Source organism: Bacteroidetes bacterium GWF2_43_63, assembly GCA_001769275.1.
Taxonomy (GTDB): Bacteria; Bacteroidota; Bacteroidia; order Bacteroidales; family DTU049; genus GWF2-43-63.
This window is the reverse complement of the sequence record MEOQ01000032.1, coordinates 1-13309: the sequence shown is the minus strand read 5'-3', so window position 1 is coordinate 13309 and position 13309 is coordinate 1. Positions and strand designations below refer to the sequence as shown.

The 13309-nt window shown below is 42.1% G+C and carries 10 protein-coding genes; 6 read left to right on the top strand and 4 right to left on the bottom strand.

The features are described 5' to 3' along the window. Nucleotide 1: 1 nt before the first annotated feature. Complete coding sequence (locus A2W93_00755) at nt 2-3169, bottom strand: hypothetical protein (GenBank protein ID OFY54128.1); 3168 nt, start codon at nt 3167-3169, stop codon at nt 2-4. Between A2W93_00755 and A2W93_00750 the strand changes: the two genes are divergently transcribed. Beyond that, entirely contained in the window at nt 3170-3460 is a 291-nt protein-coding gene (locus A2W93_00750) for a hypothetical protein (protein OFY54127.1), read from the top strand. Nucleotides 3461-3467: 7 nt separating this feature from the next. Next, nucleotides 3468-4748: a hypothetical protein gene (locus tag A2W93_00745; GenBank protein OFY54126.1), complete on the top strand. Its 1281-nt coding sequence runs from the start codon at nt 3468-3470 to the stop codon at nt 4746-4748. Between the two features lie 129 nt (nt 4749-4877). Here the strand turns inward: A2W93_00745 and A2W93_00740 are convergent, their stop codons facing one another. Together A2W93_00740 and A2W93_00735 are read right to left on the bottom strand one after the other, a co-directional pair. Further along, nucleotides 4878-5756: a hypothetical protein gene (locus A2W93_00740; protein ID OFY54125.1), complete on the bottom strand. Its 879-nt coding sequence runs from the start codon at nt 5754-5756 to the stop codon at nt 4878-4880. Continuing rightward, nucleotides 5753-6934 carry a hypothetical protein gene (locus A2W93_00735; GenBank protein OFY54124.1) on the bottom strand — a complete coding sequence of 394 codons (1182 nt, stop codon included), beginning with the start codon at nt 6932-6934 and terminating at the stop codon, nt 5753-5755. Before A2W93_00735 ends, A2W93_00740 begins: the two co-directional genes overlap by 4 nt. Nucleotides 6935-7121: 187 nt before the next feature. Between A2W93_00735 and A2W93_00730 the strand changes: the two genes are divergently transcribed. Beyond that, complete coding sequence (locus A2W93_00730) at nt 7122-9578, top strand: phenylalanine--tRNA ligase subunit beta (GenBank protein ID OFY54123.1); 2457 nt, start codon at nt 7122-7124, stop codon at nt 9576-9578. A gap of 88 nt (nt 9579-9666) precedes the next feature. Here the strand turns inward: A2W93_00730 and A2W93_00725 are convergent, their stop codons facing one another. Next, nucleotides 9667-9999, bottom strand: a complete 333-nt coding sequence (locus tag A2W93_00725) for a dihydroneopterin aldolase (GenBank protein OFY54174.1) — start codon at nt 9997-9999, stop codon at nt 9667-9669. Between the two features lie 76 nt (nt 10000-10075). Between A2W93_00725 and A2W93_00720 the strand changes: the two genes are divergently transcribed. From A2W93_00720 to A2W93_00710, 3 genes are all read left to right on the top strand, one after another. Then, nucleotides 10076-11755 carry a glutamine--tRNA ligase gene (locus tag A2W93_00720; protein OFY54122.1) on the top strand — a complete coding sequence of 560 codons (1680 nt, stop codon included), beginning with the start codon at nt 10076-10078 and terminating at the stop codon, nt 11753-11755. Nucleotides 11756-11871: 116 nt separating this feature from the next. Then, entirely contained in the window at nt 11872-12060 is a 189-nt protein-coding gene (locus tag A2W93_00715) for a hypothetical protein (protein ID OFY54121.1), read from the top strand. Nucleotides 12061-12271: 211 nt separating this feature from the next. Beyond that, a complete protein-coding gene (locus tag A2W93_00710; GenBank protein OFY54120.1) occupies nt 12272-13021 on the top strand; it encodes a hypothetical protein in 750 nt (249 codons plus the stop codon). The last annotated feature ends 288 nt before the right edge of the window (nt 13022-13309 follow it).

Here is a 13309-nt window from a genome sequence, read left to right as displayed (position 1 = left end):
ATTAAAAATCAAGGCTAAATGACAAAACGTATCTCGGTCTGTAAACATGCAACTCTTCGATTCCCCAGGCAACGTCGAAGCGCACAAAATAACCAAATATGGTTGTGCGAACGCCGAGACCCATACCACCCACGAGAGGATTACGCGGAGTTTTTACAACAACAGTTATTGGCTTCTGGTAATATGTTTCGGGCACCATTACATTCTTTTCCGAATAAGGGTTAAGTCCAAGCCAGGCAGAGCCCAAATCGCCAAAACCGACAATCTGAAAATTATTAATAAACTGAGATTTAATGGGTCGGTTCAGCAGATAGCGGAACACGGGAAAACGCAATTCGGAATTGATTACCGCAAAAGTATTTCCGTTCCGGATGTTCTGAGGGAAGCCACGCAGGTTGGTGCCTATTGTCTGGAAAGCAAAATTCATTGAGGTATCAACCGGCTGCTGGGTGTTGAACGACGGGAGAAAAGTATTATCAGTGCCTCCAAGATAATACAGAAGCCGTGTTGAGCCAAAGGAAGTGCCAAAAGCAACACGATTGGCCCAGATAAAAGTCCTGTGAATTTTTGAATAATGTCGGATATCGAAACCAGCCGTGATAAGGTTGAGTTCGGATTTGTTTATCCCCTGATAGTATTCTGCAAAGATTTTATAACGCAGACCGTACATAATATTGGTCATTACCGGGCGCGTATTGTCGAAAATCAGTTCGAATCTGGTTCCACCCCAGTATGTATTTATATCGGGCGCGGCAAGAGAGAAATCATCAATGCTTTTGTAAACCTGATTATCATATTTGAGGATAATGGTTCCTTTCACTGCAAGCACGGGAGAGAACGGCCATTTAAAAATATAATTCAGATCATGTAAATGATGCTTTACATATGAATTTTCGTTTGCAGCATCGTATGTCATGCGATGAAAAACAATCTGTCGGTCAAGGCGCCGGAACAGATCTTCGTAACTGATAAAATACTCATTATTGTCGAGAGAAAGCGATGATCGTACAACCCCGGAGATTCTTTTATCTTCGAGCAGATCAGATACGCTCATCTGGAAAAGGAGGTTGTTTCCGGCATTGCCAAATGAAACAACAGATCGGTCGTAAGGCTGATAAGTAGTATTCAGAAAAGAGAAATCAAGTTGCGATACTAATTTGTCAATGCTATATTCGACATCATAATTCTGCTGGTGCGGCAAAGTAAATTTTTCAATTGAATCTGCTTTTACCGAATTATTCTTTTTCGGATTCTTGCTGGTATTGGTAGAAAACCGATAGTTGTAAATATTGACATTACCGCTATCTTTCTGTGATGAAACAAATCCCTGCTTCTGCCCGGATTTATTCTTTTGATGCGTTGTGTCGGGTCTTGATTGCGACATATTAAAACGCATATTTCTTTCCTCAGCCCATAAAGTATTGAACGGTTTGTCGAGCGCTGATAAATTGTCAACGCTGTTTTTTTCTGAAACAACAATGCGCGAAGATTTACCCACCGTAAAAACCTGAACAACTGAATCGGAATTGAAATACGACTCCTGTTCTCTGATTGCCGAGCTATAATTGGATGCCGGAGAAGTTGTTGTGAAGTATCTGTAATGTACCGCCGTATCAACATAATCAATGGTACTGTCAAAATACCCGATCAGTTGATTGTTGATGCCATTCTGATCGGATAAAAAGGAAAAATACTTTCCATCCCAGGGCATGGGTGATGTTTCATTTACAGCTGGCGTATTTGTCACGCGCCGCATTACCGGATGTTTGGATATTATATCGTAAGCGAAAATATCAAACGATTGCTGCCTGATCACAGGTTTGGAGTTGTCGGTCAGATATGTCTCCTGCTCAAGCTCCAGTGTATCGCTGACCCTGTTTGAAGAAAAGGCAATCAAACGGCCATTATCAATAAACCTTGGCTGAAGATCATCGTAAACGTCATTGGTTATCCGCGTAAAAGATCTGCTGCCGGTATAGAAAAGAAAAATATCGCTGTAGCCATTTATTACTGCAGACATTGCCAACACCGAACCATCCGGAGAGTAGGCCATATCGAGCACTTTGTTGATATTATCAATAAAAAACTCTTCGCGGGTTTCATCATTCACATTATAGAGATACAGTTTCCGGCGACCTTTATTCTCAACCTCCCACGCAAAAAGTCCCGAAGTTGGATGCCACGCTGTTATTGGATAAGTCATATCCGGAGTCTCGTTCATTTTAGTGCCCAAGCGAAAAAGTTTCCTTTTCTTTTCGGATTGGCGATCGACAATAAACAGTTTCTTTTTATTAACCTTATCCATTACATAAGTCAGATAGCGTCCATCGGGACTGACTTTAGCCTGATAGTAATGGTTTTTCTTTTTAATCTTTACAGGAGCGTTATGTTCCGGAGGGGAAATTCTGTCTGCAATATCGTTGTAATAAACGGTCTGATTATTTGCGTACCATTCACGGATGAGGTTTTTGAAAGAAATTCCGAGAACGAAAAGAAAACCGTTTTCGACGGTGCGTGAGACCTTGGTCATATAAATGATATTCGGAATCATATTGCTGCCATACTTTTCGGCAACAAACCGCCAAACCGAGTGTCCCGCCAAAGTGGCATCGGCACCTTCAAGATGATTAAATTTTCTGAACTTTCCGGAAACTACTGCATCGCGTAATTTTTCATCAAGCTCGGAATTCCAATCAGCAGCAAGATAAGATTCCAGGCCACCGAGGTACCATTCAGGCAACGCCATTAGCGTGGAGTTTTTTATATTGGCGGTAATCTGATCGCCATAAATCATCTGATTCAGAATAACACGCGCAATTCCACTGCGGATTTGTTCTTCAAGGTGAAGATAATTTCCATCAAAATAAAGAAAGACTTTATTGTCAACCACATTTGTTACTCCGCCGATGTTGTACAGAACTTCATTATCGAGTCCTATATTGGAGGATTTCATTTCACTCAGTGAATTAAAAACAATGAACTGAACTTTACTTTCCGGCTTATATCCAAGCTTATCTGAAATTTCTTTTAAAGCAGTAGAGGCATATTTTGCCGCGTTGATGGTGATTTTACGTCCATCCTGATAAAAAATAAAATCGAAATCCTTAAACCGAAACTGGCTCCAAATACGCTCTTCGTTGTACTGGACCCTGTTTTTCCCAAAAGTCATATGGCTCCCACTGTAAAACTGCGCCGATATCTTCTGAAAAGGCATCAGGCAAACAAAGAGGAAAAAAAACACTATGGTTTTGCGCATGCTCATACGACCGTTTTGAAAAACAGGATTGTAAAATTACGAAATTTTATGGGTAATATTGCATTATTCCGTTCATATAAAACTGAACTTTCTGAAAAGGCCCGGAAATTGATTAATTTTGGGCTTGAAAAATACGAATATGACCCGGATCGGCCTGACTTTTTTCTTTTTATTCTCATGCGTTGCCAGCTTTTCACAAAGTGATTTTGTGTTGAAGGGGCAGATATCCAATTTTCAGCGGCCGGCCACCATTTACCTGCTGTCGGTTGAGGGCTCCACCTGGGAGATTGCAGACAGCATGAAATCGGTAAAAGGTGAAGTTTTGTTTTCGTCAGATACAGTTCCGGTCACCGGCGAGTATTATATCTTCTGGGAAGAAAAATATTTTATCAATCTAGTGATAAACAAAGAAAATATTATTGAATTCACTGCTGATAATCTTGAAAAAGACCTGGGAATAAAAATTCTCGTTTCGGAAGAAAACAAGGCTTTTTACAAGCTCAGAGCCATTGAAAGTTCCATTGACAGTTTGTCGGCGGTTGGCGATGAATACTATGAAAAGGGAATGCAGGTTCAGCTGCAGAAAGTGAAAAGCCAGTTACAGAATAAAGTTGCAGAACTTCAGGAAAGGATTATTTCGCTCGACAAAGAAAAGCCGGGATTATTCTCTGTAAAACTTTACAAAAGCAGCATTCCACCTGATTTCAAGACGTTTTCAGAAGCTAATCCTAATCATGGATTTGAGTCGGAGTATGATTTTCTGAAACGACACTATTTTGACAATATCGACAAATACGACAGCTGCCTTGTAAATACACGTGTAATCTACGATGTCTGCAGTTTTTACCTAAGGAATTTTACGGATGAAAAAACGAGCGCCGGGTACATCAGGACATCTGATTTTATCATGAGCAGTTTTTCGTGGAATAACAAGCAGTTTGATTACGTTTTGGATTTATTGCTTAACACTTTTGAGTCGTCTGGCTTTGATGATGTTTATTTACATCTTTTTGAGACCTATATGCATGGTTCATCGTGCGAAGGTGGCATTCCGAGCGAAGCAGAGCGCAAGGCGCTTTCCATTAAAAACATGAAAAAGGGTACAGCCGCGCCGGAGCTGACAGGAATTGATCGAGAAGGAAAAACAGTATCGCTCAGTGATTTTATTGGAAATAAAGTTATTGTTATGTTCTGGGAGTCTTCGTGTGAACACTGCCGCGAAGCTATTCCACATGTACTCGATTTTCTGAAAAACAATCCGGATCTTGTCCTTCTCTCCTACTCCATCGACACGGATGAAAACAAATGGTTGGGCGGAATGCTTGAGGAAAATCTTCCAGAGCCATCACTAAGCGATCTAAAAGGATACGACGGAGCCAATGCCATTCGCTGGAATGTGTGGGGAACGCCCAGCTTTTTTGTGATTGATACTGAAGGAAAAATAGTTGCAAAGCCACTTACGCTGAAAGCGCTGGAGGATGCTGTTGAGTAGGATGTGAAAATGTGCGACTGCGTCGTATGTGCGGCTCACTTAAAAACCACGTAAAACGTGGCAAGCTGAGACAAGTGCACCGATGTGGGAATGTGAGAGACGAAAAATAAGACACAAAATCAGTAATACTTACAGCTTTCTTATTTCACCATCATTGATAAGCTTTGAATCTTTGCTGACGATTATTTTTGCGCCTTTTTCCAGAACGATTACAGCGCCTTTTGAAACATGAAATACTGATCCGTTGCGTATATCGAGTCTTGCACCTTTCTTGAGCAACATACGGGTACCGGGCATCATTTCAAAATGTGTGTAATCTGTGATCACTTTTTTCCCTTTGACCATTATTGCTGAATCAATGCGCGTTGGAGTGAGTCCTGCATCAATAATAACTCGTTTTTTATTATCCACGATCAGGTCAAATTGATTATCAGTCGGAAGATCGGACAGAACAATTTTCGGAGCGCACCAGCGTACATTTTGCGAGACAATATTATCACCGTTGCGAACCCGCACCAGCACATCGCCCGATGAAGGCCAGTCTTCGCGTACAATTTCAACACTGACTGAATTCAGGTAGATTATTCGGTTATCCGGAACCAGTCCCTTGTTGACAGCCTTATTGTCGTTGAGCATTGTAAGCGAATTTGCCGAAGACGGGTTGGTGCCAATTCCGATTTTATTATTTCCGCTTAGCGTATAAGCCATTTCTGACTCTCCAAGGTATGGAAGATTGTTGAAGTATTCACCGGAAACAAATTCAATTGCCGGGTCACGTTTTTCTTTTTCCTCTAGATGACCATCATTGTTCTCGTCAAACGCAGGCATTTCGGTCACGGCATTGCCGCTCAAAGGGTTTTTCAGTATTGATTTGCGTTCAAAAGGATAATATTGTTTATTATTCTGGCACCAATTGTTTCTTACAAGAGTGTCACCCCAGACAAAATCGTACATGCCGCTTGCCGGCAGAGCCCTAATGAAATCAGCATTTCCTCCGAAAGCCTTCATCCCTTCGAGTTCATTGTGATCAACCTGAATATATGCATATAATCCCGGGACGGCAAGATCGGTGCAACCCGACTCCTGGTATTGGAAAATATCAAAAGTGCTTCCGTTAAACTTTTTGTCTGATGATTTTCAACCCATAACCATTGAGGATACTCATTATCCGGAATACCCGGAAGTCTTATCCTGAGCGCATCTCCATAAGTTACAAAATCGCGGAGAACTATCAGTGTGTCAACAATTCGATTGTCGCTGAAATCGAAATCAGAATTAATCTCATTTCCTGATGTATCAGTTGCAGAAATATACAAATCTTTGTCAGGTAGCTTCCAGCCAAGCTTGTAGCGATCCCAGGCATTGCAGGTCATCAATGATTTATTGGCAGCTCCCATCATTCCCCATCCGCCCTGAAAAGATAAAAACAATTGATTGCCGCTTGCCATATGGTTTCCTCCACAGCAATGCACGTTGTTTCCTCCAAAAAGCAAATGATTATACTCGTGCAAAAGAATATTCAGCGGATTCGCACTTCGCGTAGCGAACACACTGTATGAATCGGTCCTGAAGGGAGCTTTGCCCGATAAATTTCCGGCCGACGCATATCCGGCCAGACTGCCCGGGTATGTACAATTACGCGCAATAACCATTACATGATCAAATGATAATGGTTCATCCATCGTTCTCGATTGTTTTATTTCACCAGATTTGGATTTTACCCAGAGATCAAAACTATCAGCCGGCAAAGATGATTTTGTTTTAAATCCTTTGTTCCATGCATCGATCAGAATATTAGAAACATTAACTTCGCCATTGCTTTTATACTGAAACGGGATAGATGGGTTGTCCGGATTCAGCAGAATATCAGCATAAACACTGTAGTTTCCAAAAGAGCTCTCGTGATAATAACGGGTTGCAATACCTTTCAAATCTGAAGAAGCATTCGCATCAAAAAGGTCATTTGACCAGACAGGATATGAGCCGGGTTTCCACTGTTCACCAACTTCCGAAGCATACTTGTCAACGCCGCCCGGATATTCAATCTCAACAAAAATCAACAATATCCGGATGGCTCCATTTACAGGCAAAACCTGACCATTGCGCGAGCTGATTTTGTTTTCCTGAGCATTGAGAACTCCAGATAACAGACATGACAGAAAAAACAGGATTATTATTCTTTTCATGTGAACTTAGTCATGTAAATGTACAAATTTAGCAATTACCAGAAGCGTTAGGTACAAACTATTCCATGTCCTGCCTGCGCAGCACTGCGGCTTATCGATTGGACTCGGGAATGATTGAAGAAATGAAGTTCATATGTTTGGATTGAAAAAAGCCGGAATTCAGTATCTTTGCTGAAAATTTTTCAGGATGAAAATCTCATATAACTGGCTGAAACAATATCTGAACACTGACCTGCCCGCAGATACCATTTCGAAAATTCTGACCGACAATGGTCTTGAAGTGGAAGGTCTTGAAGAGCACGAACAAATCAAGGGCGGATTGCAGGGAATTGTTGTCGGCCACGTGCTTGAATGCGCGCATGTGGAAGGCACCGAGCATCTTTCACTAACGAAGGTAGATGTCGGCACGGAGCAATTACAGATTGTGTGCGGTGCTCAGAATGTTGCCGCAGGACAGAAAGTGTTGATTGCCTTACCCGGAGCCACTTTATACAAATCGGACGGCACCACTTTGGTTATTAAGAAGGCCAAAATGCGAGGCATCGAAAGCAACGGGATGATCTGTGCTGAAGACGAACTTGGCCTCGGCACCTCACACGCAGGAATCATGATATTGGATCCGGCGACTGAAAAAGGCATGCCGGCAGCAAAACTTTTCAATCTTTCATCCGATCAAGTTTTTGAAATTGGCTTAACTCCAAACCGCAGCGACGCGATGTGTCATACGGGCGTAGCACGAGATCTGGCGGCCGCGCTGCACAACCGTTGCGGAGAAAATTCCGTTCAGCTGCAAATGCCATCGGTGGAGGATTTCAAGGTAGACAACAACGACCTGACCACTCCAGTTGAAGTAATAAATCCAGAAGCATGCATCCGATACAGCGGTCTGACGCTCACAAATCTTAATGTCACTGAAAGTCCGGACTGGCTCAAAAGAAATCTGGAAGCCGCCGGACTACGTCCGATCAATGTAGTTGTCGACGTTACGCAATATGTGATGCTTGAGCTTGGACAGCCGCTCCACGCCTTCGATTACGACAAAATCAGCGGTGGAAAAGTGATTGTACAATGTTTGCCCGATAGTAGTCCATTTACTACGCTCGATGGCGTTGAACGCAAGCTCACCTCGCGCGACCTGATGATCTGTGATGCAGAAAAAGGTATGTGCATCGCGGGCGTTTTCGGCGGCACACATAGCGGCGTTAGCATGGAAACAAAAAGAGTGTTTCTCGAAAGTGCCTGTTTCAATCCGGTATCCGTGCGTAAAACCGCCAAGTATCATGGATTGCACACCGATGCGTCGTTTCGTTTCGAGCGTGGCACGGATGCGGAAATCACTATTTATGCCATCAAACGGGCTGCTTTATTATTGAAAGGAATTACAGGCTGCAGTATCAGTTCCGAGATATCGGATTTCTATCCGGCAAAAGCCGAGAAACCAGTTGTAACGCTGAACTTCACTGCCATGAACACTTTCGCAGGATCTCCAATTTCAGTTGAAACAACCATTGGAATTCTGAAAGATCTGGACTTTGTAATTTCAAAACAAAATGCAGAAGAAATTACGGTCGAAGTTCCGCTCAACCGCACCGATGTTACCCGTCCAGTGGACGTTTATGAAGAAATTTTTCGCATTTATGGATACAACAATATTCCGATGCCGGAAAAATCGAATACGATTTACCCGACGAGCAAAGGAATTACCTTACACGAACTGATACAAAAAGTATCCAATTATTTTGCAGCCAACGGATTCAGTGAAATAATGTGCAACTCTCTCAACAGTATGCAATGGTATGAAAAAGCCAGTGTGTATCCGGTTGACAGCATTGTTACTGTGCAAAACCCGCTTAGCCGCGAGCTGAATGTGATGCGTTACAGCATGTTATCCGGCATGTTGCAGTCGGTTGCTCATAATATCAATCGGAGTGCGGCCGACCTGAAATTTTTTGAACCCGGGAAAACGTATGTCAAAAACACACAGGACAAAGAAAAACCTGTGATGGCACGCTTTTCCGAGACCAACATGCTCTCGCTGATTATGACCGGCAACGAACGTCCCGAAAACTGGAAATACAAACCCGAAGAATCTGATTTTTTCTGTATGAAGTCCGCTTTGGAAGGCGTTTTCGGATACCTTGGCATCATGGATTCGCTTGTCGCCAAAACAGAAGTGAACAATCAGTTTGTCTTTGGCATGACCTACATGCTTAATGAAAAGCCGCTTGCATCCTTTGGTTTAGCTGATCCAAACATTTGCAAGCTTTCCGATGTTGATGCGAATATCTGGTATGCAGAAGTGAACCTCGATTTGTTATTGAAAAAAATCCGTAAGACCAGTATCAGATTCAGGGATATTCCGAAATTTCCGGCTGTGCGCCGCGATCTGGCCTTGCTGCTTGACGGCAATGTTTCATTTGAAGCAATTCAGAAAGCCGCACAGGGAGCTGAAAAGAAACTATTGAAAGCAGTTGATCTTTTTGATGTTTACATCGATAAAAAACTTGGGGAAAATAAGAAAAGCTACGCCGTTAGTTTCATGTTCCGTCACGATGAAAAAACCCTGACTGATGTTGAGGTTGACAAGGCGATGGAAAGAATTACCAATGATGTGTTGAAGGTTACTGGTGGTGTGATAAGATAAACCTTATCTGTCACGGATTGCAAATCCGCGCCAGAAAAAGTTACTGGTGGTGTGATAAGATAGCAGCCAACCTTCGAAGGATGGGAACCTATCTCCCCCGCTCTGCTTCGAAAGCAACAGCAGCAATGCGGCCGCCAAGGGCCGGAAAAGTTTTATGAATTTTGCAGCGCACATGTTGTGCCTTTGCAAAATCATTCAAAATAGTATCGAGGATATGATTCGCCACATGCTCAATTATATTGTGATGCACTTCCATTATTTCTTTTATCCGAAGATATACCGCCTGATAGTTGATCGTAGTGTCAAGTTTGTCGCTCATCATTGCATCAGATGCATCAAACGAGATGTACACATCAACGGAAAAGCCCGGATGAACAATTTTTTCTTCGTCGAAACACCCCACCGGAGCGCGGAATTCCATCCCTTCAATTGAAATAATCTCCATAAATAGTGGTTGATAAAAATTTTGCTCGTAATTTTGTACAAAAGTAGAAAAAATGGCCGACGAAAAAATCAATCTTCCTGAAGAAGGAAAAGTGCAGAAAAACTTTATTGAAGAAATCATTGACTCGCATTTGGAGAGCGGACGTTTTAATTACGTTCTGACTCGTTTTCCGCCTGAGCCCAATGGATATCTTCACATCGGCCATGCAAAAAGCATCTGCCTGAATTTTGGACTGGCGCGCAAATACAACGGCAAATGCAATTTGCGTTTCGACGATACCAATCCGACCCGGGAAGAAGTTGAGTATGTCGATTCCATCAAGGAGGATGTTAAATGGCTCGGCTTTGAATGGGCCAATGAGTTTTACGCCAGTGATTATTTTCAGCAGTTGTATGACTGGGCCGAAAAACTGATTCAGGGCGGCAAAGCCTATGTGTGCGAATGCAGTCAGGAAACAATCAGCGCAAACCGCACCACGCCTACGCGCCCGGGCATTGCCTGCGAACATCGTGACCGCACGCCTGAAGAAAACATGCAATTATTCCGTCGCATGCGCGATGGCGCATTTCCTGATGGGGCCATGGTTTTACGCGCCAAAATTGATCTGAACTCACCCAACATGCACATGCGCGATGCCATTATGTACCGCATTCTGCATTCGGAACACCACCGCACAGGAAATAAGTGGAACATTTATCCAATGTATGATTATGCGCACGGACAGAGCGATTCGATGGAAGGCATCACCCATTCGGTTTGCACGCTTGAGTTTGAAGTACATCGCCCATTATATGAATGGTTCATTGCAAACATCGGCATTCATGCGCCACAGCAAATTGAATTTGCACGACTGAATCTGAGTTATACCGTGATGAGCAAGCGTAAACTGCTGCAGCTGGTCAACGAAAAATACGTAAATGGCTGGGACGATCCGCGGATGCCGACCATCAGCGGGATGCGTCGTCGTGGATATACAGCCGAATCCATCCGAATGTTTGCCGACAAGGTGGGCATTGCAAAACGCGAGAATGTAATTGAACTTGGTTTGCTTGAATTCTGCGTACGCGAAGACCTGAACAAACGCGCCGAACGCCGCATGGCCGTGCTGAATCCGGTGAAACTGATTATCACGAATTTCGACGATGCCAACACCGATCTTTTAACGGCCATCAATAATCCGGAAGACGAAGCAGCCGGAACCCGCGAAATTCCTTTCGGACGTGAATTATACATCGAGCGCGAGGATTTCATGGAAGAACCCGTAAAAGGCTATCACCGTCTGTATCAGGGCAATGAAGTACGTCTGCGTTATGCCTATTTCGTAAAATGCACCGGATGCAAAAAAGACGAAAACGGAAGTGTGATTGAAATTTACGGAGAAATTGATCCGGCCAGTCGCGGTGGAAATAGTCCTGATGGCCGCAAGGTAAAAGGAACGATTCACTGGGTTCCCGCAAAGCAAGCTGTAGCCTGCGAAACACGACTCTACGACCGGCTTTTCACGGTTCACGCACCTGACGATGCCGAAGAAGGAAAAACATTTGTTGATTACCTGAATCCCGACAGCATAAAAACGGTTACTGCATATTGCGAGCCCGCACTGGCAGACGCAAAACCGGGACAATACTTTCAGTTTGAGCGGCTCGGATATTTTGTTCCTGACAAGGAAAGCCCTGAAGGAAAGCCGGTTTTCAATCGGACGGTGACGCTGAAGGATGGCTGGGCGAAGTGATGATTTAAGATATCAGATTTGAGATTTTTGATTTGAAGGGTGATTTGAACACTGAACAAGGAAGTGTGGAAATGTGCGACTGCGTCGATGTGTGCTTCGCAAATGTGAGAGTATGAGTGACATTAAAACTGGTCTCTGACTACTCACAACTGACAACTATAAAAAGTGCCTTTCTACATTATGAACTTGACGAGCTTCATGAAATTAAGATGAATAAGGAACAAGGAAATGAGAAGGAAGAAGGAGCGTTTGAACATTTCGTCGCTTTCGGTCGGTACTATGACTGCACCTTGAAGTACTTTTGAAATCTCATATTTCAATACATGAAAATATTTTTATATGTATTTTTGGTTGTATAAAAATTGTTTCATTTTTAAATTTCCCTCTACACAGATGAATAACGAAAACAAGGCATGAAAAGAACTTAAATTATCATTTTTCAAAATTTTAATCCGAAAACTGATTTGCTTAAAGATATTCCATGTTACTTAATAAATTTATAGATTCAAACGATCTATGCTTAAAGGTTTTTCCATCTTGTTAGTTTCTGTTTTAGTTGCCGCATGCACAAATAAAAAAGTTGAGGGCAATGCTGAGCTTTACACAATCGATGATATCAAAACGATGACTATCATTAGATATCTAAGCGAAGAGAATGCCTCATGTTTAAACTATTATAAGAATCTTATTGTGCCTCTACTAATGAATAACAGTGAACAAGCATTTCTATTTGAAGAATTTCCTTTGGGCTCAAAATGTAGCCTTATCTTTGTTTTTAGGGAACCAAATAAAATGCCATGCGGAATACAGGAGATGGGATTCAGAATTACTATTGACGAAGAGGGTATTTTGTACTTCAATGACAAGATATACAACCCAAAACAATTGGCAAAAAAGTATTACAACTATTACAATTGTGACGAGCCAGAGAATTCGAAACCATTTGAGTATGCTGAGAAAAACGTAGTTGATATACCAAAATTAGGTCGTTTCGAAAAATCATTAGGATTCTTTCAAATGAGAATCATCTTGCCTAATACAAAAACAGGAGCTTTTAAAATCCTAAGCTCTTTTCGTTCATTCACAAGATTATTATTTTATAATTTATACTTCTATAGAAACGAATTGTCCCATGAATTTTTTGATCAATCATTTTTTGAATTAAATCAAAGTGACAAATTGAAAATTGTCAGAATGTCGGAATTCTATTCAGAACTATATTTATCAAAGAACAATAAAACAATAATGTATTCCAATCCCTTTTAAAATTTGCCTCTACAAGTTACTATATATGTGAGTGTTAGAAAATTTCCATAAACATATTGATTTTCGCTGTCTCCTTCGATACGTTTGAAGCTAACTTATTTTTCGGGTCGTCACTTCAAACACTCAGGATGACAGCGGCGGAGCTCAGAGTAACAGGAGCTGGGATCAGGGTGAAATCTGGAGTTGTGACATCAATGGTAGTCCTGACTTGTCCGCCCCTGTTGCCATGTTGAAAAATCGCTATTGAAAATCAGTTAGTTGTGACAAAAAATGATGAAATTTGTCGCA